General features: G+C 70.2%; 23 protein-coding genes. 11 read left to right on the plus strand and 12 right to left on the minus strand.

What is annotated here, in order from left to right; genetic code table 11:
- Positions 1-16 precede the first annotated feature (16 nt).
- Positions 17-709: an MOSC domain-containing protein gene (locus tag ACIBGM_RS40075; RefSeq protein ID WP_360521877.1), complete on the minus strand. Its 693-nt coding sequence runs from the start codon at positions 707-709 to the stop codon at positions 17-19.
- A gap of 118 nt (positions 710-827) precedes the next feature.
- Here ACIBGM_RS40075 and ACIBGM_RS40080 point away from each other — a divergent pair, with 118 nt between their 5' ends.
- Positions 828-1,415: a CGNR zinc finger domain-containing protein gene (locus ACIBGM_RS40080; protein WP_360521880.1), complete on the plus strand. Its 588-nt coding sequence runs from the start codon at positions 828-830 to the stop codon at positions 1,413-1,415.
- 3 nt (positions 1,416-1,418) lie between these two features.
- Here ACIBGM_RS40080 and ACIBGM_RS40085 read toward each other — a convergent pair whose 3' ends face one another.
- On the minus strand, positions 1,419-2,027 hold the full coding sequence (locus ACIBGM_RS40085; RefSeq protein WP_360521883.1) for a PH domain-containing protein: 609 nt from the start codon (positions 2,025-2,027) through the stop codon (positions 1,419-1,421).
- Positions 2,028-2,190: 163 nt separating this feature from the next.
- On the opposite strand from ACIBGM_RS40085, the gene ACIBGM_RS40090 reads away from it, so the two are divergent.
- On the plus strand, positions 2,191-2,319 hold the full coding sequence (locus ACIBGM_RS40090) for a hypothetical protein (RefSeq protein WP_360521886.1): 129 nt from the start codon (positions 2,191-2,193) through the stop codon (positions 2,317-2,319).
- Positions 2,320-2,412: 93 nt separating this feature from the next.
- Here ACIBGM_RS40090 and ACIBGM_RS40095 read toward each other — a convergent pair whose 3' ends face one another.
- The 3 genes from ACIBGM_RS40095 to ACIBGM_RS40105 all read right to left on the minus strand — a co-directional run bounded on the left by ACIBGM_RS40095 (position 2,413) and on the right by ACIBGM_RS40105 (position 6,576).
- Complete coding sequence (locus ACIBGM_RS40095; RefSeq protein WP_396388529.1) at positions 2,413-3,222, minus strand: biotin--[acetyl-CoA-carboxylase] ligase; 810 nt, start codon at positions 3,220-3,222, stop codon at positions 2,413-2,415.
- Entirely contained in the window at positions 3,222-5,849 is a 2,628-nt protein-coding gene (locus ACIBGM_RS40100) for a phosphoenolpyruvate carboxylase (RefSeq protein ID WP_360521892.1), read from the minus strand. The genes ACIBGM_RS40095 and ACIBGM_RS40100 overlap by 1 nt, the downstream gene beginning before the upstream one ends.
- 100 nt (positions 5,850-5,949) lie before the next feature.
- Positions 5,950-6,576 carry a TetR/AcrR family transcriptional regulator gene (locus ACIBGM_RS40105; protein WP_396388531.1) on the minus strand — a complete coding sequence of 209 codons (627 nt, stop codon included), beginning with the start codon at positions 6,574-6,576 and terminating at the stop codon, positions 5,950-5,952.
- Positions 6,577-6,679: 103 nt separating this feature from the next.
- On the opposite strand from ACIBGM_RS40105, the gene ACIBGM_RS40110 reads away from it, so the two are divergent.
- Positions 6,680-7,162, plus strand: a complete 483-nt coding sequence (locus ACIBGM_RS40110) for an SCP2 sterol-binding domain-containing protein (RefSeq protein WP_360521898.1) — start codon at positions 6,680-6,682, stop codon at positions 7,160-7,162.
- Between the two features lie 61 nt (positions 7,163-7,223).
- Here the strand turns inward: ACIBGM_RS40110 and ACIBGM_RS40115 are convergent, their stop codons facing one another.
- Entirely contained in the window at positions 7,224-9,842 is a 2,619-nt protein-coding gene (locus ACIBGM_RS40115; RefSeq protein WP_396388532.1) for a hypothetical protein, read from the minus strand.
- Positions 9,843-9,935: 93 nt separating this feature from the next.
- On the opposite strand from ACIBGM_RS40115, the gene ACIBGM_RS40120 reads away from it, so the two are divergent.
- The 3 genes from ACIBGM_RS40120 to ACIBGM_RS40130 are packed head-to-tail and all read left to right on the plus strand — an operon-like array spanning position 9,936 to position 12,080.
- Positions 9,936-11,513, plus strand: a complete 1,578-nt coding sequence (locus ACIBGM_RS40120) for an acyl-CoA carboxylase subunit beta (protein WP_360521904.1) — start codon at positions 9,936-9,938, stop codon at positions 11,511-11,513.
- A complete protein-coding gene (locus tag ACIBGM_RS40125) occupies positions 11,510-11,710 on the plus strand; it encodes an acyl-CoA carboxylase subunit epsilon (protein WP_360521907.1) in 201 nt (66 codons plus the stop codon). Before ACIBGM_RS40120 ends, ACIBGM_RS40125 begins: the two co-directional genes overlap by 4 nt.
- A 10-nt stretch (positions 11,711-11,720) precedes the next feature.
- The gene (locus ACIBGM_RS40130; RefSeq protein WP_360521910.1) at positions 11,721-12,080 is read left to right on the plus strand and encodes a hypothetical protein; all 360 of its coding nucleotides are present in this window, start codon (positions 11,721-11,723) and stop codon (positions 12,078-12,080) included.
- On the opposite strand, the gene ACIBGM_RS40135 is transcribed toward ACIBGM_RS40130, so the two are convergent.
- The 3 genes from ACIBGM_RS40135 to ACIBGM_RS40145 are packed head-to-tail and all read right to left on the minus strand — an operon-like array spanning position 12,077 to position 16,425.
- Complete coding sequence (locus tag ACIBGM_RS40135) at positions 12,077-13,528, minus strand: insulinase family protein (protein ID WP_360521913.1); 1,452 nt, start codon at positions 13,526-13,528, stop codon at positions 12,077-12,079. The genes ACIBGM_RS40130 and ACIBGM_RS40135 overlap by 4 nt on opposite strands.
- 9 nt (positions 13,529-13,537) lie before the next feature.
- Complete coding sequence (locus ACIBGM_RS40140; RefSeq protein ID WP_360521916.1) at positions 13,538-14,737, minus strand: Maf family nucleotide pyrophosphatase; 1,200 nt, start codon at positions 14,735-14,737, stop codon at positions 13,538-13,540.
- Complete coding sequence (locus tag ACIBGM_RS40145) at positions 14,734-16,425, minus strand: DUF885 domain-containing protein (protein WP_360521919.1); 1,692 nt, start codon at positions 16,423-16,425, stop codon at positions 14,734-14,736. Before ACIBGM_RS40145 ends, ACIBGM_RS40140 begins: the two co-directional genes overlap by 4 nt.
- 87 nt (positions 16,426-16,512) lie before the next feature.
- On the opposite strand from ACIBGM_RS40145, the gene ACIBGM_RS40150 reads away from it, so the two are divergent.
- The 4 genes from ACIBGM_RS40150 (at position 16,513) to ACIBGM_RS40165 (ending at position 19,342) form a co-directional block, all read left to right on the plus strand.
- The gene (locus tag ACIBGM_RS40150; RefSeq protein WP_360521922.1) at positions 16,513-17,745 is read left to right on the plus strand and encodes a neutral zinc metallopeptidase; all 1,233 of its coding nucleotides are present in this window, start codon (positions 16,513-16,515) and stop codon (positions 17,743-17,745) included.
- Between the two features lie 66 nt (positions 17,746-17,811).
- A complete protein-coding gene (locus ACIBGM_RS40155; RefSeq protein WP_360521925.1) occupies positions 17,812-18,195 on the plus strand; it encodes a VOC family protein in 384 nt (127 codons plus the stop codon).
- Positions 18,196-18,225: 30 nt separating this feature from the next.
- Positions 18,226-18,681, plus strand: a complete 456-nt coding sequence (locus ACIBGM_RS40160) for an SRPBCC family protein (RefSeq protein ID WP_360521928.1) — start codon at positions 18,226-18,228, stop codon at positions 18,679-18,681.
- Entirely contained in the window at positions 18,671-19,342 is a 672-nt protein-coding gene (locus tag ACIBGM_RS40165; RefSeq protein WP_360521931.1) for a dienelactone hydrolase family protein, read from the plus strand. The genes ACIBGM_RS40160 and ACIBGM_RS40165 overlap by 11 nt, the downstream gene beginning before the upstream one ends.
- Before the next feature lie 14 nt (positions 19,343-19,356).
- Here the strand turns inward: ACIBGM_RS40165 and ACIBGM_RS40170 are convergent, their stop codons facing one another.
- Entirely contained in the window at positions 19,357-19,680 is a 324-nt protein-coding gene (locus ACIBGM_RS40170) for an MmcQ/YjbR family DNA-binding protein (RefSeq protein ID WP_360521934.1), read from the minus strand.
- A gap of 9 nt (positions 19,681-19,689) precedes the next feature.
- On the minus strand, positions 19,690-21,105 hold the full coding sequence (locus ACIBGM_RS40175; protein WP_360521938.1) for an MFS transporter: 1,416 nt from the start codon (positions 21,103-21,105) through the stop codon (positions 19,690-19,692).
- A gap of 90 nt (positions 21,106-21,195) precedes the next feature.
- On the opposite strand from ACIBGM_RS40175, the gene ACIBGM_RS40180 reads away from it, so the two are divergent.
- Positions 21,196-21,744 carry a TetR/AcrR family transcriptional regulator gene (locus ACIBGM_RS40180; RefSeq protein ID WP_360521941.1) on the plus strand — a complete coding sequence of 183 codons (549 nt, stop codon included), beginning with the start codon at positions 21,196-21,198 and terminating at the stop codon, positions 21,742-21,744.
- Here the strand turns inward: ACIBGM_RS40180 and ACIBGM_RS40185 are convergent.
- Positions 21,741-22,289: a hypothetical protein gene (locus ACIBGM_RS40185; protein WP_360521944.1), complete on the minus strand. Its 549-nt coding sequence runs from the start codon at positions 22,287-22,289 to the stop codon at positions 21,741-21,743. The two genes, ACIBGM_RS40180 and ACIBGM_RS40185, sit on opposite strands and share 4 nt — an antisense overlap.
- Positions 22,290-22,293 lie beyond the last annotated feature (4 nt).

Raw genomic sequence — 22,293 nt, forward strand, 5'->3', positions numbered from 1 at the left:
GAGGCAGTCGGCTTCGTCAGCCGGCGTACGGTGCGCCGACGATCCATCCGCCGACGGAGTGCGGCCGGGCGCTGGTGCGTTCGAGTGTCACCGGATCGCCGATCCGCACCCGGCCCGGCCGGATCACCCAGGCGTTGAGGCCCAGCTCGCCACCGAAGTCGTGACGAATGCGTCTGAAGACGTCGAGATCTTGGGCTCCGGTGTCGGGATCGATCGAAGTGACGATGCACCTGCCGCGGGTGGAATGGATGCCGATGACCGCCTCGCCGATGACCAGGGCGTGTCCCGGCCAGTGACCCTCTGCTCGTGCCGGTACGCCACCGATCAGCAGGTTCGGACGGAGCCGGCGGACGTCGGCGCCCAGCTCCGCGACTGCCCCGTCGGTGGCGATCAGCAGGTTCAGGACGTCGAACCGTTCGGGTCCGGTGTAGGCGACGAGCTCCGCGTCCGGTCCCGCTGCTGCTCGTACAGCTTCCGCCGCGGCTGATGTGTGCCACGGATGACCCGCAATCAAGGGCACACCGTCGGGTCCGGTAGCGGCCGGAACGGTCAGCAACTGGTGCCGGGTCCGGCCGGTCAGCGGCCCGCGGCGGCCGCGGACGTGGACGGTCCGGTCACCAGCGACCCCGTCCCGGGTCAGACCGGCCTCGCCAAGCGCCTCGCCGCTCAGCGACTTGACCGGATAACGCCAGAGCCCCTCGACGTACACAGCTGCCCTCCTCGTCGATCACATCTCCTAATGTGTTAGAAGACGCCTTAGCATTAGAAGTGAACCATGATCTTCTAATGGGAACAAGGCCAAGTATCGTTAGAAGCCGGAGGTGACGATGAGCCACAGTTTTGCCCTGCCATTGCCCGGCGAGCCGGCGCCGGTGCGATTGATGAACACGATCTGGGCAGACCGCCATGGCGTGTACGACGCGCTCGTGGACGTCGGCGACCTGCGTTCCTGGCTGACGGCGCTCGGCCCGGCGGCGGACCCGGCGGTTCCCGGTCGGTTGGTCACAGCCGACCTCACCGCCTACCGAACCCTCCGCGACGCGCTACGGCGACTGGCCGCCTTGCTGACCGAAGACACCCGGTCGGCCGCCGCCACGGATCTCGACGTCGAGCAGGCGGTCGCGGACGTCAACCATGCCGTCACCGCAGGCAGCAACTGGCCCCAGCTCAGCCTTCGCCGGGGACACCTCGAACAACACGCGGCCGGTACGGCGAGTCCCGCGATGCGGTCGCTGTCGGCCATCGCCACCGAGGCCATCCAGCTGTTCACCGGCGAGGACCCCTTGCAGCTCAAGGCCTGCCAGGCGCCCAGCTGCGTGCTGTACTTCGTGAAGAACCACCCACGCAGGGAATGGTGCTCAACCGCCTGCGGCAACCGCGCCCGCGTCGCCCGTCACTACCAGCGCCACCACTAACCGTCAGCGGCGGTCGTTGTCGTCGGAGCTGAAGAGGGTCTCGGCGTCCGGCTCCGCCTGGGGGCGGCGGCGCATGTGGTCAGGGGGCTCCTCGTTGTCGAGGATCCCGTCGCCGGGGCGGCCTTCGGGGCCGCCGAAGAGGAGGTCGGACATCTGCAGGTGGACGTGCTCCACGTGGGGTACGTCGGGCAGGACGACCTGGCCGCGTTCGCCGGCGGACTCGATGTGGAGGGTGCCGCAGCCGAGGATGCGGTCGATCAGGCCGTGCTCGTAGGAGACGTCGTTGATCCGCATCAGCGGGATGTCCCGGCCGGTCCGGGTGAGGATGCCGTGCCGGGTGATCAGCCGGCGGTTGGTCAGCGTGTAGGTGGAGAAGAACCAGTTCAGGAACGGCTTCGCGGCGAACGTCACCAGCACCACCACCCCGACCGCGAGGACGGCGATCCGGGCCGGGGTCTGCAGGCTGCCGGACGGCACGATCGCGGCCACGAAACCACCCACGCCCGCCACCACGAGCAGCACGAACACCGGGAAGATCAGCGCCTTCCAGTGCGTCCGGGTGCTGACGACGACGTACTCGTCCTCGCCCAACAACTTCGCCGAGATCGCCATGGTCACAGTGTCACAGTTCCCGGGTTCGCTTGTCCTGTCCCGACACGACCGCCTTTCCGCCCAGTGGTTCAACACTTCACAAAATGCATACAGTGGGCCAAGATGCGCGAGGAGTAACCGCCCGAGCATGCAGTGCTGATCTTGGTGCGAAAGGGAGCCATCCATGGCCGTTCTGTCGGTACTCGATCGGGAGCACACCGTCGCTCCGCCGGGATACAGCCGCTGGCTGATCCGCCCGGTCGCCGCCCGGTTCCACGAGCGATCCGAGCCGACGATGGAGGAGGCGAAATGAACCAGACCCCACGCCTGGTGATCTCCTGGCTGCTGGTCGCCGTACTACTCGGCTACGGCGTCATCCAGACGCTCATCACCGCGGCAAAGATCTTCACGAGCTAGTACGCAGATGCGTGACATCCCCGGCGGCGAGCGGTCGGACGCCGCCGGGGGTGTCGACGATCAGCCGGCCGTCGTCGGCCAGATCGCGTGCGGTGCCTTCCAGGAACGTCCCCTCCGGCAACTCCACGCGCACCTGACGCCCGAGCGTCGCGGAGTACTCGCGGTACTCCGGCAGGATCGTCTCCGGGTCGCCGTTTTCCGAGCGCCACGCCTCGTAGCGAGTCGCAAGCTCCCGCAGTACGGCGGCCAGCACGGTCACCCGGTCAGTCGTCGCAGCATGCTCGAGCGCCAGCGACGTCGCAGCAGGATGCGGCTTCTCCGACTCGCGCAGGGTCACGTTGAGCCCGATACCGACCACAGCCGCGGGTCCTTCGACGCGCTCGAGCAGGATGCCGGCCAGCTTGCGGTCCTCGACCAGTACGTCGTTCGGCCACTTCACCTGAGCCGGGATCTCCCCCACCCGTCGTACGGCGGCTGCCACTGCCAACGGGACCAGCAACCCGAGCCACGGCCACCGTGCGGCAGGCACAGCCGTCGGACGCAGCAGAACCGACGTCAGTAGCGCAGACCGCGGCGGAGTGGTCCACGTACGCCCCAGCCGCCCACGACCCGACGACTGATGCTCCGCAGTGACCACCAGCCCCTCAGGAGCGCCGGCAGCCGCAGCAGCGGCCACGACGGCGTTCGTCGACTCCGTCTCGGTCAGTACGTCGATCTGCGTCCAGAGCGAGCCGGGTCGTACCAGCCGCCCACTCAGGAAGCGCGCGTCGAGCGGCGGCCGTTCCAGGTCGCTGAACATCAGCCGGTGTTCTGCAGGCCGGCGGCAACACCCGAGACGGTCAGCAACAGCAGCCGCCGGGTCCGGACGATCTGCTCCTCGTCCAGTGAGTCGTCTGTCCGCAGCGTCCGCAGTGCACGCAGCTGCAGGTAGCTCAGTGCGTCGACGTACGGGTTGCGCAGCTCGACTGCACGGCCCAGCACGCGCCGTCCGGCCAGCAGGCGGTCCTGGTCGAGCACCTTGAGCACCCACTCGGTCGTCAGGGCGTGCTCGTCGAGCATCAGCTGCGTCAGGTCCGACCGGTCGCCCAGCTCCAGGTAGCGGCCGAGGATCCGCCGGTCCGTCTTGGCCAGCGACATCTCCGCGTTCTCCAGCATCACCTGGAACAGCGGCCAGTTCTGGTTCGCGTCCCGCAGTACGGCGACATCCCCGACGGCGGCCAGCGCTGAACCGAGGCCGTACCAGCCGGGCGCGTTCACGCGGGCCTGCGACCACGCGAACACCCACGGGATCGCCCGCAGGTCCTCCAGCGACGACACCGCCACACCACGGCGGGCAGGACGCGACCCGAGCGGCAGCTGACCGAGCTCCTCCAGCGGAGTCACCCGGCCGAACCACTCCGCGAAGCCGTCCGCCTTCACCAGCTGGTGGTACGCCGTACGCGCGGCCTCGTCGAGGGTCTTCTCCACCACCGAGAACCGGTTGGCCGCAGCGGCCGCCCGCTCCTCGACAGCCGGAGTGGATGCCAATAGCGTCGCCGCAGTCACCTGCTCGATGTGCCGCTGGGCGATGGCCGCGTTGCCGTAGCGAGCAGGGATCGCCTCGCCCTGCTCAGTGAGCTTGAAGCGCCCCGACACAGACCCAGGAGCCTGCGCGAGTACGGCGCGGTTCGCAGGACCACCGCCACGGCCGAGGGCACCACCGCGGCCGTGGAACAGGGTCAGCCGGATCGCGTTGCGCTGAGCCCACGCAGTGATCCGCGCCTGCGCGTCGTACAGAGCCAGCGTCGCTGACACCGGCCCGACGTCCTTGGCGGAGTCGGAGTACCCGAGCATGACCTCGAAGCGCCGGTCGTTCGCGGTGAGCCGGTGTCGTACCCGGGTGAGCTGGATCGCGTTGTCCAGCACCTCCACCGAGTTCTGCAGGTCCTCACCGGTCTCGAACAGCGGTACGACGTCAAGCTCGATCGGCCGGCCGTCCATCGCGGCGTCGGCCAGCTCGTAGACCGCAGCGAGGTCACCAGCGTTCCGGGTGAACGAAACGACGTACCGCCGACATGCCTCGGGGCCGAAGCGCTGCTGGATCTGGCCGATCACGCGCAGCGTGGCGAGCACCTCTTCGGTCTGGTCGGAGAGCTCACCACCGCCGAGCACCTCTTCAAGCGCCTTGGTGTGCACCGACGAGTGCTGGCGAACCTCCAGCTCGGCCAGGTGGAAGCCGAACGAGTTCACCTGCCAGATGAGCTGCTGCAGCTCGCCGTACGCCTGCCGTGGAGCGCCTGCGGTGACCAGCGAGTCCTGCAGGACCTTCAGCTCGTGCAGGAAGTCAGCAGCTCGCGGGTAGCCGAAGTCGGCGTCCCGGGCGCGCGTCGCCGCCAGCCGCCGCGCGGCAAGCAGCAGGAGCTGACGGTGTGGTTCGGCGGGCGAGCGGGTTTCGATGTCGGCGATCAGGTCCGGGTTGACCGCGCGAGCGTCCTCCAGGATGCGGCGGACCGGCGCGGACGGCGGAGTGGTCGCCGCGTCCAGGGTCAGCGCCCGGCCGAGCTCGTCGGTGGCTCGCTCGAGCGCCCGCAGGACATGGTCGGCCTGGATCTGCATGGCCTCGCGGGTGATCGCCGCGGTGACGTTCGGGTTGCCGTCGCGGTCGCCGCCGATCCACGAGCCGAGCCGGACGAACGGCGCGACTACGGGCAGCTTCGTCCCGGCCGCGTCACCGGCCAGCGCGTCGTCGAGCCGTCGGTACACGTTGCCAACGACATCGAACAGGGTCTCTTCGAACACCGCCATCGCGGACCGCACCTCGTCCAGCGGTGACGGGCGGCTGGTCCGCAGCTGCGACGTACGCCAAAGGATGTCGACCTGCTCGACCAGGCGGCGCTGGTTCTCGGCCAGCTCGCTGTCCCCGGCGCGCGGGTCGGACCGCTCCTCCAGCAGCGACGAGATCCGCCGGATGGTCGCCAGTACGGCGCGCCGCCGGGCCTCGGTCGGGTGCGCAGTCAGCACCGGGCGGAACTCCAGCCCGTTCAGCAGCGCGCGGGCCTGCTGCTCGCCGCTCTCCAACGAGATCTTCTCGACCGCCTGGGCCAGCTCCGACACCACCGGCGCGTTCCCGACCCGGTCACGCTCGCGCAGCACCCGGGCGCGGTGCAGTTCCTCGCTCAGGTTGGTGAGGTGGAAGTAGCAGGTGAACGCCCGCGCGACGTCCTCGGCCCGCTCGTGCGGCCAGGACGCGACCAGTTGCTCGGCCGCCGCGCCGTCACCGGCGATGGTGAGCTCGCGGAGTTTCTCGACGTCGTCGAGCAGCGGCTGACCGGCGTACTCGACGAGCACCTTGCCGAGGATCTCGCCGAGCAGGCGCACGTCGGCCCGAAGCTCTTCGGGCACCTCGAACCGCGCGCGGGTACGGGTCTCACTACCGGTCTCGGTCACGTTCGCCCACCCTATCGGCGGGCGCACGCCCGCGCCGCCCAGTCCGCCTGCTGGAAGCCTGATCGTGACCGTGTCTGGAGCTACTTCCCAGTACGGCGGGTCAGACGTTGCCGAAGCCGCCGCCGACGACCTGGGAGACGACCTTGGCCAGCTCCGCCGGGGTCCGGTCGGTGCCGTCGACGACGAGCATCCGGGCGCAGGCCTCGGTCATCGACGCGAGCAGCTCGGCCAGCACCGGCAGGTTCGCGTCCGGGGCGGTGACGCCGGGCAGGGACTTCATCAGGGTCAGCCGCACGCCCTCGACCAGGAACGCCCGGGCGGCTCGCACGCGTTCGGCGACGACAGGGGCGGCGCCGTACTGGGCTCCGAAGACGATCCGCCAGGACCGCGGGTGCTGCGCGGCGGTGGTGAGGAAGGCGGTCAGGCCGTCGAGGACGTGCTCCTCGGGGGTGCCGACGCTCGGGTCGGCCGGGAGCGCGGCGACGATCGAGATGACCAGGTGCTGCTCCTCGCGGGCCAGCAGGGCCAGCAGGAGCTCGTCGCGGTTGGCGAAGGAGGCGTAGACGACCGGCTTGGTCACCCCGGCGGCGTCCGCTACCGACTGCATCGTCGTTCCGGCGTAGCCCTTCTCGGAGAAGACCCCCAGGGCGGCGTCCAGGATCATCGGCCGCCGGCGCTCCGGGCCCAGATGGGCCGCCCGGCGGCGCGGTTCGGAGTCCTCCACCACTTGACAAAACCTACCAGATCGTAGGAAATTCCTACGGTCTGGTAGGAACCCGGTCCGGAATGCGCCTACGGTCCCGGGTCTCCACACCTTCGGGGAGGTCGCCATGACCGAGCGAGGCAGCGCGGGCTGGCTGGAGTCCGACGGCCTGACCTCGCTCGACGCGGGTGAGCTCGCCCGGCTGGTGGACCGGACGTCGGAGCGGGAGCTTCGGCATCGGCTCATCGGGGGCGTGCGGGAGGTCGCGTTGCGCGAGATCTTTCGCCGGATGCCGGAGTACCTCCGACCCGCCCGGGCTGCCGGGTTCGACGCAGTCGTCGCCTGGCAGATCACGGGGGCCGGCGGGAACGGTGTCGCGGGGGACGTGGACGAGTTCTGGATCCGGGTCAGCGACGGTCGCTGCCGGCTGCTCGACGATCGGCCCGAGAGCGCCGACATCTCCATCCGCACCGACCCGGCCACGCTGCTGCGCGTCGTCACCGGCATCGAGGACCCCGTGCTGGCGGTCCTCAAACAACGCCTCTCGGTCCGCGGCGATCTGGCCCTGGCCGCCCGCCTCACCAAGATCTTCGCCGTCGGCCCAGCCTGAGCCACCGGCCGGCCTGAAGCCGCGATCAGCTCGAAGCCGCCGGTCAGCTCGAAGCCGCTGGTCAGCCGCGCTCGCCCAGACCGCGGGGCTTGGACTCGGCGGTCCCACGGTTCGCTCCCGGAGCGGCCGCCGGCGCCTTGACGCTGACCGGCCGCGCCGCCGCCGGGTCGTTGGCGAACCGCAGGTGCGGATCGGCCGGCGCCGCGATCGTGAACATGCTGTCCTCACGATCGCGGACCAGGTCGTTGGCCTCCATACCCAGTTCTTGCCCGTACTCGAACGACTTGGCCGCCAGGTCGGCGTCCGTCGTACCCGCCTCCTGCCAGGCCGCGAGCTGAGCCGGGAGGTTGCCGAACGCGTGCCCGATCCGATCCGCGGCCCCGCGTACGGCGGCCGGCCGGTCGGCATCCGGAATATCCGTGTCGGCCACCAACGCCTCCGCGGCGGCCGAGGCGATCCCGGCGCGCGGCTGTCCCGCCAACAGCCGAAGCGTCGTGCCAGGCGCTGCTTCGGTGGCCTCGTCGATGGACTGAGCGAGTCCGCGCGCCGCCGGCGCCCAGGCCGAGTCGACGTACGACGGCCCTGCTGACTTCACCTGGTCCGCGAGCTCGGCCGGCAGCACGCTGTCGATGATCTCGTCGCGGTTGTCCTCGACGAAGGCGTTCCGCACCGACGCCGCGAGCGCGCCGTACTGCGGGTCCGCTTCCGCCCGCGTCTCGTCCTCGCGGGTCTGTCCGGCGGGCACCGCCCACTGTGCGTACGACGCGGTGGCTGCGGTGATGCCCTCGTACGCGTCCGCCAACTGCTCGCGAGTGATGTTGCCAGAGGAGTCACGCAGGGCCGCCACGAGCGGCATGTCCGCGCCATCGGTCAGTTGCACCATCGCGAGGTCGGCGTTGCGCTCGACGTACATCGTGCCCTCGGCGGACGGCGCGACAGCTTCCTGCGGCATCAGTTCGAACTGGTTGTTCCACAGGGAGTCCGGTGCGCCGGTCAGCTCGCCGACGCTGCCTTGGATGCGCTCCATCAGCTGACGAATGTTCGCCGGGCGCTCGGCCGCCGGTTGCAGCCGCAGCGGCGCGGCGGCCTCGGCTGCCTCCTCGGCGAAGTTCTCGGCCATGGACTGGGCCAGCCGGGCGACGTCCGCGCCGTACGCCTGGGCGTCCCGGACCTGCGGGAGGTCGTCGAAGCTCTGGTCGATCGCCTCGGCGATCAGCGTGACCGCGGTGGGCCGCTCTAGGTTCGGGACTCCGGCCGCGATTCGTTCCGCCGCCACGATCGCCATCCCGGCCCGGCCCTGTCCGGCCATCAGGCGAAGGGTCTCGCCGGCCGGCCGCCGGTTGGCCGCGTCGACGGCCGCGGCGAACCCGCGCGCGACAGCCGCAGGCCCGTCCTGGCTCACCTCCCGCGGTCCCTGGAGTTGCGTCGCGAGCGTGGCCGGGAGGGTCCGGCCGACGATCACGTTGACGTTGTCCTCGGCAAACGCCGTACTGACGCCCTGTTCGAGTGTGAGGAACCGCGGCGCGACACTCGCGGCCGCCTCGTCGTACCGCCAGTCGTACTCGTCCGGGACGGCCATGCGGGCCAACTCCGCGGTGGCCTGCCGGAACCCGTCCCGGGCGGCCGTCACCTCCTCCGGCCGGAGCCGGACGGCTTCGGCCAACCTGGCCAGGGCGTGCTCCTGGTCGTCAGTGAGCTGGAGCGACCCGTCGTCACGGGTCCACCGGGACCGCGGAGCGCCGGTCAGCTCACCGACCTCCCGCTCGATGCGTTCCACCAACTGGTGGACGGACTCGGGCCGCTGCACGCCGGTGATCTTCTGCGCCCGCTCCCGCCGAGCCGGATGCCACGTGTCCAACTCGTCCAGGAACCCGTGCAGCTTCTGGATCTCGGTGGCGGCCAGCCGGTGCGCCGTGTCGACCGCGCCCGCTCCCGCGGCGATGTCCTGACGCCGGTTCTCGACCTCCTCGGTCAGTTTGCGGGACCTGGCTCCGGTCAGGTCGCGCGCCGCGAAGCCCGTCTCGAGGTCCTGCGCGAACGCCCGTACGGCGGCCTCCTGCTCGGCATCCGGCAGCGTCGCGAACCCCGGCGTGACGCCCAGCACCATCCGGGCGGCCTCCGGAGCAACGCCGCCGCGGCCGGCCCCGACGAGTGCGGTCAGCACCATGTCGTCACGTTGGTTGACCCGGGCCCCGATCGCGAGGGCCAGCGCCCGCGCAGCCGCGACGTCACCCTCGAGGATCGGCTGCGTGAACCGGCCGAGGTCGTCGGCCCGCCCGTTCGCGAAGAGCTGTGGTGCGAGCCTCGGCGTCGCCGCGGCGGCATACGCCCTGCTCACTGCGATTCCGAGGCGGCTGCGGTGGAACGAGTCGGCAGGCGCCGGCAGCGGACTCGGGGGCTCGAGAGTGTTCGCGCAGCTCGCCACCACCTCGGTCAGCGCGGCCCGGATGCCCACGCGCTGGTCGTACGTCTCGCCGTCGCCGCGGTTGACCACCGCCTCGGGACTCGGCGCGAGGCGGGCCGGGATGTCGAGGTTCTCCGCAAGCGGCAGCAGCCGACGCTGGTTGCCGCGGGTCACGCCGGGCACCTGGTCACCGGTCGCCATCGACCGGCCGCCGGTGTCGTCGACGACGAGCTGGTTGATCTTGCGGATGAGGTCGTTCAGCACCGGGTCGGCCACGCGGAGCAACCTACCGAGGGTGCGGGTTCAGTCACGGCGTTGCGGTGGACGTCACAGGGCAGTACGGCGTACCGGCGCGTAGGCTGCCCGATTATGGGAGAGACGGTGAACATCCACACCACGGCCGGGAAGCTCGCAGACCTCGAGCACCGGCTGGACGAGGCCGTGCACGCCGGGTCGGAGCGCGCGGTGGAGAAGCAGCACGCGCGCGGCAAGAAGACCGCCCGGGAGCGGATCGCGCTGCTGCTGGACGAGGGCTCCTTCTCCGAGCTGGACGAGTTCGCGCGGCACCGCTCGACCGCGTTCGGGCTGGACGGCAACCGTCCGTACGGCGACGGCGTGGTGACCGGGTTCGGCACCATCGACGGCCGCCAGGTGTGCGTGTTCGCCCAGGACTTCACCGTCTTCGGCGGCAGCCTCGGCGAGGTGTTCGGCGAGAAGATCGTCAAGGTGATGGACCTGGCGATGAAGATCGGCTGCCCGCTGATCGGCATCAACGACTCCGGCGGCGCCCGGATCCAGGAGGGCGTGGTCAGCCTCGGCCTGTACGGCGAGATCTTCCGCCGCAACGTCCGCGCCTCCGGGGTGATCCCGCAGATCTCGCTGATCATGGGCCCGTGCGCCGGTGGCGCCGTCTACTCCCCCGCGGTCACCGACTTCACCGTGATGGTGGACGAGTCGTCGTACATGTTCATCACCGGGCCGGACGTGATCAAGACCGTCACCGGTGAGGACGTCACCCAGGAGGCGCTCGGCGGCGCCCGGACGCACAACACGAAGTCCGGTAACGCGCACTACCTCGGCAGCGACGAGGAGGACGCGATCGAGTGGGTGAAGGCGCTGGTCGGGCACCTGCCGCAGAACAACCTGGAGGATCCGCCGGCCTACGACTTCGAGGCCGACCTGGAGCCGGCCGAGACCGACCTGGCGCTCGACACGCTGATCCCGGACTCGCCGAACCAGCCGTACGACATGCACACCGCGATCGAGGCGGTGCTGGACGAGGGCGACTTCCTCGAGGTGCAGGCGCTGTTCGCGCCGAACATGATCGTCGGCTTCGGCCGGGTCGAGGGCCGCCCGGTCGGCGTGGTCGCGAACCAGCCGATGCAGTTCGCCGGCACGCTGGACATCGACGCCTCCGAGAAGGCCGCGCGGTTCGTCCGCACCTGCGACGCGTTCAACCTGCCGATCCTGACCTTCGTGGACGTGCCCGGCTTCCTGCCCGGCACCGACCAGGAGTGGAACGGCATCATCCGCCGCGGCGCCAAGCTGATCTACGCCTACGCCGAGGCGACCGTTCCGATGATCACCGTCATCACCCGCAAGGCGTACGGCGGCGCGTACGACGTGATGGGGTCGAAGCACCTCGGCGCCGACATGAACATCGCCTGGCCGACCGCGCAGATCGCGGTGATGGGCGCCCAGGGCGCGGTCAACATCCTGTACCGTCGGGAGCTCGCCGCGGCCGACGACGCCGAGTCGCGTCGCCAGCAGCTGATCACCGAGTACGAGGACCACCTGGCGAACCCGTACATCGCGGCCGAGCGCGGCTACATCGACGCGGTGATCAAGCCGAGCGAGACCCGCGCCGAAATCGTCCGCGCCCTCCGCCTGCTCCGCACCAAGCGCGACACCCTGCCCCCGAAGAAGCATGGGAACATCCCGTTGTGACCATCCTCCAGGTAGTCAAAGGCGACCCCACTCCCGAGGAGCTCGCCGCGCTCGTCACCGTGATCGCAGCCCGCTCCACGGTCACCGCCGTACCGTCGGAGCCCGGCCGGGCGTCCGACTGGGCGACGTACTGGCGACACGCCCGGCAGCCCTTCCATCCCGGCCCGGGTCGTTGGCGAGCGTCGGCTCACCCGTAACACTGGGGGCATGGCCAAGTACGAGGTCAACCCGGCGGCTGTCGAGCAGGCGAAGCGGCTGATCGAGGGGCGGCAGTATGTGCTGGACAGTGACTGGGGTGAGGTGCAGCCCCGGGCGGACGACCAGAACGCGTACCTGGAGAACCACAGCTGGGAGGAGTACGCGGCCTGGCATCTTGGGCTGACGGTCGGGCCGTCGGACGAGACCAAGGCCCGGTACGGGTTCGTGATCGGGGACTTTCGGCGGATCCATCGGACCGCGCTGATCGCCTCGGTCTACCGGGCCTCCGAGTGGCGGCACAAAGCTGTCGAGCTCGCTGCCCACGACCTTCTGCAGTTGCTCGACGAGAAGTCCGGGCTGACCGCTTAGGCGTCGAGCTTCGTCTCGTCGAACCAGAGTTCCGGCGGGACCCGTTCGGACAGCTCGGTGAGCAGACCGGCGGCGCCGCGGAACATGCCGGCGCCGATCGGGATCGCACAACCGTTCAGGCCGAGTACGACGGTCGGGCCGTCCTCGGACCGCATCACGCCGGCGATCCCGTCCCAGCTGATCTCGTGCACGCCGTCCTCGTCCCGCAGGACGAGTGCGGTATCGGTTCGCACCCACAGCATCGAGCGGGCCTCCTTGACGAAGGCCCGCGCCGTCAGCGGCGGCTTGAACGTCTGACCGGCGGGCATCGCCGGGATCACCGGGCAGAGCGACTCCTGGCGGAAACCGGCCTGCTCCCAGATCACCGGAGCGTCTTCATACGTGTAGCCGATCGCGGCCGGAAGCGCGGCCTTCAGTACGGCGGCAACGTCGGCCGGCAGCAGTCCCGCCAACTCCACGCGATCGACTGCCTCTCGCTCAGGCTCACCGAACCTGCGCGCCATCGCGTTCCCGAAAGTCCGGCGGAGCTCGGGCTCGCCGGCGTCGAGTTGCTCCTGATACCGCGCGAGCTGGAACGCGACCTCGGCCTCGGTCGGGCCGTTCTCGGCCAGGTCGGTCAGTGCCTCGACGAACGCCCGGGACACCGCCTCCTCGCTGCCCTCGCGCGCCTCGGCGTACACCACCCAGTCGGTCCCGACCAGATCGCATCCGATGTCGTAGCTGTGCCCGCCGGCGTGCCGGCACTCCTCCTCGACCCGCTGCCGCAGTACGTCGATCGCCAGGGTGGAACGCCGTACGGCATCGTCCGGCGGCAGCGTGAGCAGGACCCCGGCGGCCGGCATGCCGTACCCGACCACCACCGGACCGTCGAAGGACCGGCCGACCGGGTAGTCCCGAGGAGGCACTGTGCCGCTGGGCAGTTCGAGCCGAAGGTCGTCCGGCAACGGACCGGTCACCTGCAGCACCGCGTTGGACGGGACGAACCACGTCCGAGCAAACGCGGTGACGTGCTCCGCAGTCAGGCCGTCGTACCCAGGACCCTCCAACCACGCCAAGCCTGGGCCACTGGCGCCGTACTTCACGTTCAGCAGCTGAGCCACCACCGGATGGGTGTCATGACCGTCCTCGGCCGCGAGCACACCAACCTCCACAGCCATCCGCTCGACCGATGGCGCGGCGAGCGCGCGGCACAACCCGGACAGGAACTCCCCGACCCGCGCCGCCGACCCGGACGCCACGAACGTGGTCGTCATCAGGTCGACCTCGGCGTTCATCTCGATCGGCAGGTGGCGTACGGCGTGCATCACCAAGTGCTCGAGCAGATGCGCAACCCCGACGGTCCGCAGGGTCTCGTCCCGGGAGCCGACCGCGAAGGTCAGCGTGACGTCGGTGTGGTTCTGGGTGCCGCTGTGCCGCAGCACCCGGACGCCGTCGATGTACTCAGTCACGGCCGAACGTTAGCCGGTCACGGTGCGGCGGAAGCGGACGAGTGGGTAGAGCGCGGGTTGGCCGGAGGTGCGGGGTGGGCCGGGGAAGGTCGTCGCGGCGTCCAGGGTGAGGCCGTGGCGGGCGGCCGTGGCGACCAGGTGGGAGAGGGCGTCCTGGGACCGGGAGTCGTTGGGACCACGGCCGTCCGCGTAGCGGCTGGCCTCGGATTTCTCGGTGGTCGTGATGAAGACGCCGTCCGTGCGCAGCACCCGGGCGACCTCGGCGATCACAGGCTCGCTGTCGTCCAGCAGGTGCAGCAGCCAGATGGCGACCACCGCGTCGCACCGACGGTCCGCGATCGGCAACTGGCCCGCGTTGGCCGCCGCGACATGGCCGGGCAGGCGGATGCGGGCGTGCTTGAGCATCGCCGTGGACAGGTCCACCCCGTGCACGAGGTTGCCGCGGGCAACAAGCTCGGCTCCGACGATGCCGGTGCCGACGGCAAGTTCCAGGACCCGGCCGCCCTTCGGCAGCAGCGAGTCGATCGCATCCGCGGCAGCTTGCGCACGTACGGCGCCGCCGCGGGTGTCGTCGTACCGGGCGGCCTCGGTCTCGTCGTACGAGGTCCGCGGGGAGGACTTCCAGAGCGCCGGCCAGCTGATGCCCACCTCGGCGAGCATCCGGCGGAGCAACGGCAGTGAGACGCCGACGACGTTGTGGTAGTCGCCTTCGATCCCGGTGACGAACGCGCCGCCCAGGCCGTCGACGGTGAAGGAGCCGGCGACCACGAGCGGTTCGCCGGTCTCGACGTACGCGTCGATCTCCTCGTCGGTGAGGTCGGCGAAGTAGACCTTCGTCGACTCGAGCTCGCGCAGCTCCTGCTTGGAGGCGGTGTCGATCAGGCAGTGCCCGGTGTGCAGTACGCCGGTCCGCCCACGCATCGACCGGAGTCGTTCACGCGCGATCTCCGGCGTACCGGGCTTGCCGAAGGGCTCGCCGTCCAGCTCGAGGACCGAGTCGCAGCCGAGCACGGTCGCGTGCTCGGTCAGATCGGCGACCACGGCCCGCGCCTTCAGCGTCGCCAGCACCCGGGCCAGCTCGCCCGGGCTCTCCGCGGTCACGTGGTCCTCGTCGACACCGGAGACGATCACCTCCGGCTCGACACCGGCGCCGCGCAACGTCTTCAGTCGCGCCGGTGACGCCGACGCGAGCACGAACCGGACGCTCACAGCTTCGCCAGGGCGCGCCGCAGCGGGTCGAGCCCGATCGAGCCGAGGTCGAGCGCGTCGGAGTGGAAGCTGCGCAGGTCGAACGCGGATCCCTTCCGCTGCCTTGCCTCGTCCCGCGCCTGCAGCCAGATCCGCTCGCCCACCTTGTACGCCGGCGCCTGGCCCGGCCAGCCCAGGTACCGGTTGAGCTCGGCCTTCAGGAACTCGGTCTCCATCCGGCAGTGCGCCCGCAGGAACTCGAACCCGAGGTCCGCGTTCCACACCTCCCCCGGCCGCCAGCCGAACGAGTTGTCCGCGGGGATCTCCAGCTCGAGGTGCATGCCGATGTCGACGATCACCCGTGCCGCCCGGAAGCCCTGCGCGTCCAGCATCCCGAACCGCGCGCCCGGGTCCTCGAGGTAACCCAGCTCCTCCATCAGGCGCTCGGCGTACAGGGCCCAGCCCTCGCCGTGGCCGGAGACCCAGCAGGCGATCCGCTGCCAGCGGTTCAGCAGGTCGGTGCGCAGCATGGTCTGCGCGCACTGGAGGTGATGGCCGGGCACACCCTCGTGGTAGACGGTGGTGACCTCGCGCCAGGTGGCGAAGTCCTCGAGGCCGCTCGGCACCGCCCACCACATCCGGCCCGGCCGGGTGGTCAGGTCCTCACTCGGCGGCGTGTAGTAGATCGAGCCGTCCGAGGTCGGCGCGATCATGCACTGCAGGGTGCGGATCTCTTCCGGGATGTCGAAGTGGGTGCCGCCCAGCTCGGCCACCGCCCGGTCGGACAACTGCTGCATCCAGTCCCGGAACGCTTCCTTGCCGTGGATCTTGCGGGCCGGGTCGTCGTCCAGCAGCGCGGCCGTGGCCTCGATGCTGCGGTCGCCGTCGTTCAGGCCGGCCGCGATCGCCTGCATGTCCGCCTCGATCCGGGCCAACTCCTGCCAGCCCCAGGCGTAGGTCTCCTCCAGGTCGATCTCGGCGCCGAGGAAGTTGCGGGAGGCAAGCGAGTAGACCTCGCGACCACACGCGTCCCGCTCCGGAGCCCGCGGCGCGATCTCCGAGCGCAGCCAGCCGCCGAACTGCTCGAACGCCTTCCGCGCCGATGCGGACGCCGCCTCCACGGTCGCCTTGACCGGGCTGTCCGGGGCCTGCGCGGCGAGCCCGCCGAAGAAGTCGTCGCCGTCCGCGCCGGTCCAGCTGGCGATCCGGTCGGCCAGGTCGTTCACCTGGCGCAGCGCCGACACCCTGCCCTGACCGGCCTGCTCGAGCAGGGTCTCGCGGTACCCGTCGAGCGTCGTGCCGACCTGGTTGAGCCGGATGGCGATCGTCTCCCAGTCCTCCGGGGTCGCCGTCGGCATCAGGTCGAACACCTGGCGGATCTCGGTCGGGACCGAGGCGATCGCGTTCAGCTGGTGCTGCGGCACGCCGGCCTCGTACGTCTCCAGGTCCAGCCCGAGCCGCTCCAGGAACGCGTCCTTGGCGACCTCCTCGCGCGGGCTGCCGGTCGCCGTCGCCCGCGCCTCGGCCAGCGACCGCCGGGTCAGCTCGATCAACGCCTCGAACCCGGCCGGCGTGTAGTCCGGCAGCTCGTGGTCGTGGCCCTCGATCCCCATGAACGTGGCCGCGGTCGGGGACAGCACGACGAGCTCCTCCAGGTACCGCTCGGAGAGCTGATCGATCGGGCTGCTCGGTGTGGTGGCATCGGTCACCTGGCCGACCCTACCCCCGCGGGCCGGAGTCGGCTGACCTGTTTCTGCCGATACTGTGGCCGTCGCCGTTCAAGGAAGGGACCGGGGTTGAGCCAGACACCGTTCGGCGGTCCGCAGGGCCAGAACCCGCCGTACCCGCCGTACCCGCCGTACCAGCAGCCAGCGCCTCCGCCGGGCCCGCCGCCTCAGCCTTACGGTCCGCCACCGGGCCAGTACGGCGGGCAGCCGCAGTACGCACCGGTGTCGGTCGCGCCCCAGCAGGGACAGGGATTCGGCTGGGGACCCAGCTTCGGACCGCCCGGTCCCGGCGCGCCGGGAGGGCCCGGCTTCCAGCCTGGCTGGCAGCCGCAGCAGCCGCCGAAGAAGAAGTCCAAGGGCCCCGCGGTCCTGGTGCTCGGCCTGCTCGCGGTCGCGGTCGCCGGCGCGTTCATCTGGAGCCAGGTGAGCAAGGACGCCGACGACGACTACACGCCGCCGGTGAGCTCGGGCCGGTACACGCCGTCCCCGACCACGACCTCGGAGCCGACCGGAGAACCCACGTCCGAGCCGACGGAGCAGCCGACCAGCACCACCACGGAGGCGCCGGAGCCGAAGGCGATCGACGTCGTCGCGAAGAACCGGCTCTACAAGGCCGGCCAGATGGCCGCGACGGGTTGCCGCGAGCCCCGGGTCCGCCCGACCAACCAGCGCAACGCCGCCGCCTACTGGGCCGCGGTCAAGCCCTGCCTGGACCGCGGCTGGGCGCCGCTGGTCGCCAAGGCGGGCTACCGGTTCGTGTCGCCGAAGATGGTCTACTGGGCGGGCACCAGCTACTCCAACCCGTGCGGCAGCGGCCCGGTCGCGGTGCCGTTCTACTGCCCGACGAACCAGACGATGTACATGAAGGTCGACGTGTTCGTGAAGACCTACATGGAGTACCCGGACGCGGAGTCCAAGGCGTACTCGCGGATGTGGTACACCCGCTCGATCGCGCACGAGTACGGTCACCACGTCCAGGAGATCACCGGGATCCTGGAGGCCGCACACGACCTGGAGTACGACGCCTCGTCGTACGACGAGCGGTTGCGGATGAATCGCCGTACCGAGTTGCAGGCGAACTGCTTCGCCGGGGTCTTCCTCGCCGTGACCAAGCGCAGCTACCCGATCAACGGGCTGATGCTGCAGGTGTGGAACAAGTGGGTCGTCACCGCCGGCGACAAGCCGAACGAGGGCACCCACGGCAGCAAGGCGAGTCAGGGACGGTTCATGGGCCAGTCCTTCAAGACCGGCAACCCGGCCACCTGCAACACCTTCACCGCGTCACCCAACAACGTCAGCTGACACTTCACGGGAGCCGGACTCGGGGTGCACAGTGGTGACCACGCCGAGACCGCATCCGGGGGCCTGATGAGTATCGAGCTGAACCACACGATCGTGCACGTGAAGGACCGGTGGGCCGCGGCTCGCGATGTCGGCGAGATCCTCGGCCTGCCGGAGGCGCGGGCGTACGGGCCGTTTGCCGAGCTGAAGCTGGACAACGGGGCGAGCCTGGACTTCATGGACACCGAGGGCGAGGTCCACGGCCAGCATTACGCGTTCCTGGTGAGCGAGCAGGAGTTCGACCTGATCCTCGGCCGGTTGCGCGACGACGGCCGCAAGTGGTGGGCCGACCCGTTCAAGCGGCAGCCGCAGGAGATCAACCACGGCGACGGCGGCCGCGGCCTCTACTGGGAAGGCCCCGACGGGCACTGGCTGGAGATCATCACCGTCCCCTACGGCGGCGCCACCTGACGTCCGGGCCAGGCCGAGAGGATGACCGCGATGGCCCACATCTCTGGACAGGTCACGATCGACGCACCCGCCGAGAAGGTGTTCGACCTGGTCGCTGACGAGCGGAACGAGCCGAGGTACAACCCCCGGATCATCCGCGCCGAGAAGGTGAGCGCTGGTCCAGTGGGGCAGGGCGCACGGTTCGTCGCCGAACCCAAGGGGATGGGAGCCCGGGGAAAGATGGTTCTCGAGGTTCTGGAGTACGACAGGCCGCGCCGGCTTCACAACAGGGTGCGCTCGTCGTACCTGCAGGTCGACGGCACGTTGACGTTCGCAGAGGTGGAGGGCGGGACGCGCCTGAGATGGGACTGGGACATGCGCCTGGTCGGACCGATGCGGGTGATGACCCCGGTGCTGGCCCTGGTCGGCCCGGCCTGGGAGCGTCGGAACTGGGTGGGACTCAAGCGGTACCTGGAAGCCGGCGCGGCGGCTGCTGATGACGACTGACTCGATGAACGGCGCGTATCTGGCTCTGCCGGACGGCGTGGGCCCACACCCCGGCGTGGTCGTGATCCATGAGGCATTCGGCCTCAACGACAACATCCGGGAGATCTGCAGGCGATTCGCCGACCAGGGATTCGCTGCCCTGGGTGTCGACCTGTTCCAGGGGCGAAGCCGGGTTGTCTGCATGGCCCGGATGTTCGTGGGCGCGATGAGGGGGAATCTCGACCACTACGGCGTTCCTTCGCTGAAGGACGCCCTGGGAGACCTGGCGAGCCATCCGGACGTCGACGCCGACCGCATCGGCGCCATCGGGTTCTGTCTCGGCGGCTCCATCGTTCTGACCTGGGCCTGCACCGATGGCCGGCTGAGCGCGATTGCCCCGTTCTACGGCGCTGCACCCAGGCCACGAGACGCGATCCGCCGACTGTGTCCCGTCGTCGGCTCCTGGCCGGGCAAGGACTTCACGACCAAGGCGGCCGGCATTCTCGAAACCGAACTGACGGCTGCAGGCGTCGCACACGACCTGAAGGTCTACGAGGGAGCCAAGCACTCCTTCTTCAACGACCAGTGGCGTACCTACGCCCCCGAGGCCGCAACCGACGCCTGGCAACGGGTGCTGGCCTTCTTCGAGGAACACGTCCGCCACGGCACGCGCCCGACCTGAGCGTGGGCGGTGGGTCAGGCGAGGTTGTCGGGTGCGACCTGGCGCCAGGAGTCGATCAGGATGTCGCGCAGCTCGTCGGCGTCCTCGAGCGCGGCGAGGCGGGCCCGAACCCAGTTCGAACCCGCCTCGTGCGGCGGAACCCAGAACTTCTCCGGCTCCGCCTTGATCAGCTCGTCCCGCTCCAGCCGGGGGCACCGCACCGCGAACGACGTCTGGTCGTCCGGGATCGTGATGAACATCCGCCCGGCCACGTCGAACGTCGGGTGTCCCCACCGCTGCTTCTCCACCGTCTCGGGGAAGGACAGCGCGATCTGTCGTACGTCGTCAGCACCCAGCACCCTGACACTCTAGGCGCGCCGGCGGCCAGGGAGGAGGAGGGCGACGACCGTGCCCACCGCGACGATCGCGGCACCGGTCCAGACTGCGGGGACGAGGCCGTCGGTGTAGCTGACCGGGGACTCGTAGGAGCCGGCCGAGGCGAACACCGAGGCCAGTACGGCGACCCCCATCGCGACGCCGACCTCGCGAATCGTGTTGTTGGTGCCGGAGGCAACACCACGGTCAGCGTCGGGCGCACTCGCCATCACCACACTGGCCGCCGGCGCGAAGGTCAGGCCCATCCCGATCCCGGCCAGGACGAACGGCAGCACCATCTCGCCGTACTGGGTCGTGGCCGTGGTGATCAGCGCGAGCCACCCGAGCGCGGCCGCGAGGAGCGCCTGGCCGGTCGCGATCAGCACCCGGGGACCGACCCGGTCGACGATCATCCCGGCGATCGGCGCGACCACCATCGGCGCCATCGTCCACGGCAACGTCCGGACGCCGGACTCCAGCGGGCTGTAACCCTGCACCACCTGGAAGAACTGCGCGAGCAGGAAGACCGCGCCGAAGACACCGACGGAGAACGTGAACGACACGAAGTTCACGACGCTGAACGCCCGGTTCGAGAACAACCGCAGCGGCAGCATCGGCGCCGCGCTCCGCCGCTCCCAGGCGACGAATCCGGCGAGCAGCACCACACCGGCGATCAGCCACCCGAGCACACCGCCGGACGTCCAGCCGTCGTCGGCGCCATGCACGACGCCCCAGACGATCGCGAGTACGCCGGACGTCGCCAGGACCAACCCGGCCAGGTCCAGGCGCTTCGCCGTACCCCTGGACTCGCCAAGGACTCGGGCGGCCAGCAGTACGGCGACCACGCCGACCGGCACGTTCAGCCAGAAGATCCACTGCCAGTTCAGCCCGTCGACGACCGCTCCGCCGACGACCGGACCGACCGCCACACCCAGACCGGAGATGCCGCCCCACGCGCCGATCGCGGCGCTACGCAGCCTCTCGGGTACGGCGCCGGACAGCAACGTCAGCGACAACGGCATGACCGCGGCCGCGCCGACGCCCTGAATCGCACGGGCGCCGATCAGCATCCACGGCTCGGTCGCCAGCGCACAGGCCGCCGACGCCACCGTGAACAGCGCGATGCCGGCCAGGAAGATCCGCCGGCGGCCGAGCCGGTCACCTATTGCGGCCGCGGTCAGCAGCAGGGCGGCGAAGGCCAGCGTGTACGCGTTCACGAACCACTGCAGGTCGGAGAGCGACGCGCCGAGCTCGGCCTTGATCACCGGCAGCGCGTTCGTCACGACCAGGTTGTCCAACGTGACCATGAAGGTGGGGATCCCCACCGCGGTCAGTACGGCGCCCAGCCCGAACCGGCGGCCCGGCGACGCCTGCGGTTCCAGCCTCTCGTCGAGAGCGGTCGAAGTCATGCCCACACCCCTAGTTGTAATTGACTGATAACAAGCTCTCCCAAAGTATGCATTCACTGATAACATGTCAACCAACAGATGGGAGAGAGCATGGGTGCGAGGGTGCGATTGACCGCGGCGGAGCGTGGTGAAGAGGTGCTGGCGGCGGCGGTGCAGGCGTTCGGCGCGGCCGGGTACGCGGGGACGAAGACGGACGAGATCGCCCGGATCGCCGGGGTGTCCCAGCCGTACGTGATCCGCCTGTTCGGCACCAAGCAGCAGCTGTTCCTGGCTGCGCTGCAGTCCGTGTGCGACCGGATCGAGCAGACCTTCCGCGAGGCCGCGGCCGAGGAACCGACCCTGGCCAGCCTGGGCGGCCGCTACGAGACCTTCCTGGCCGAGCGGGAGCTACTCCTGGTCCTGTTGCACGGCTTCTCGGCCAGCGGCGAGCCCGCGATCGGCGACGTGGTCCGCGAGCGCTTCGGCGGCATCTACCGCCTGGTCCGCGACCTCACCGGCGCATCCCCGACCGAAGCGCGCGAGTTCCTCGGCACCGGCATGCTGCTCACCGTGATGACCGCGATGCAGGTCCTCGGCCCGTCCGCCGTACCGGTTCCCTGGGCCGACGAAGTCATCTCGACCCTGGGCGACCCGGCCTAGTCCCGGCCGACCTTCTGGCCGGCGGCGAACCAGATCGCGGCCGTGGCGAGGAGCAGCGCGGCGACCGTGACCAGCATCGAGCCCGCGACGTCGGCCCCCTGGATCAGCGCGGCCGCGACTGCCACCACCGGGACGATCACGACAGCGATTGCCCCCGGCAACCACCATCGCCGGAGCGCGTCCCGGTGCACGAGCGCGTACGACGGGACCTGCGCGGCGAACGCGGTCGCCAGATGCACCACCAGCAAGCCGATCCCGGTCAGCACCACACCCCAGCCCACCTCGGCGGGCGCCCGGATCAGCCATCCACCGGCGACAACGATCATGAAGATCACCCCGGCCAGCGAGTCCGGCAGCACCACCGTCGCCACCAGCAGCGGGATCCCCGCCAAGGGAACCATGTCCAGCTGATTCCACGGCTGCACGGCCGAAACCACCAACGCCACCGCACCGGCCACCGCAATCGTCAACCGGGCAACCACCACAGCCCGCCCGGCTGCCCGTCCCTGCGCCAGCCACAAACTGACCTGCTCCGCCGGCGTCACGACG

It is taken from the genome of Kribbella sp. NPDC050470 (assembly GCF_044458365.1).
Classification (GTDB): Bacteria; Actinomycetota; Actinomycetes; order Propionibacteriales; family Kribbellaceae; genus Kribbella.

What these genes read in the sequence shown, in the direction of transcription:
- ACIBGM_RS40080 (WP_360521880.1), top strand. Translation starts at nt 828, where the DNA reads ATGAGCCACAGTTTTGCCCTGCCATTGCCCGGCGAGCCGGCGCCGGTG.
- ACIBGM_RS40085 (WP_360521883.1), bottom strand. Translation starts at nt 2,027, where the DNA reads ATGGCGATCTCGGCGAAGTTGTTGGGCGAGGACGAGTACGTCGTCGTC.
- ACIBGM_RS40090 (WP_360521886.1), top strand. Translation starts at nt 2,191, where the DNA reads ATGGCCGTTCTGTCGGTACTCGATCGGGAGCACACCGTCGCTCCGCCG.
- ACIBGM_RS40095 (WP_396388529.1), bottom strand. Translation starts at nt 3,222, where the DNA reads ATGTTCAGCGACCTGGAACGGCCGCCGCTCGACGCGCGCTTCCTGAGT.
- ACIBGM_RS40110 (WP_360521898.1), top strand. Translation starts at nt 6,680, where the DNA reads ATGACCGAGCGAGGCAGCGCGGGCTGGCTGGAGTCCGACGGCCTGACC.
- ACIBGM_RS40120 (WP_360521904.1), top strand. Translation starts at nt 9,936, where the DNA reads ATGGGAGAGACGGTGAACATCCACACCACGGCCGGGAAGCTCGCAGAC.
- ACIBGM_RS40130 (WP_360521910.1), top strand. Translation starts at nt 11,721, where the DNA reads ATGGCCAAGTACGAGGTCAACCCGGCGGCTGTCGAGCAGGCGAAGCGG.
- ACIBGM_RS40155 (WP_360521925.1), top strand. Translation starts at nt 17,812, where the DNA reads ATGAGTATCGAGCTGAACCACACGATCGTGCACGTGAAGGACCGGTGG.
- ACIBGM_RS40160 (WP_360521928.1), top strand. Translation starts at nt 18,226, where the DNA reads ATGGCCCACATCTCTGGACAGGTCACGATCGACGCACCCGCCGAGAAG.
- ACIBGM_RS40165 (WP_360521931.1), top strand. Translation starts at nt 18,671, where the DNA reads ATGACGACTGACTCGATGAACGGCGCGTATCTGGCTCTGCCGGACGGC.
- ACIBGM_RS40175 (WP_360521938.1), bottom strand. Translation starts at nt 21,105, where the DNA reads ATGACTTCGACCGCTCTCGACGAGAGGCTGGAACCGCAGGCGTCGCCG.
- ACIBGM_RS40180 (WP_360521941.1), top strand. Translation starts at nt 21,196, where the DNA reads ATGGGTGCGAGGGTGCGATTGACCGCGGCGGAGCGTGGTGAAGAGGTG.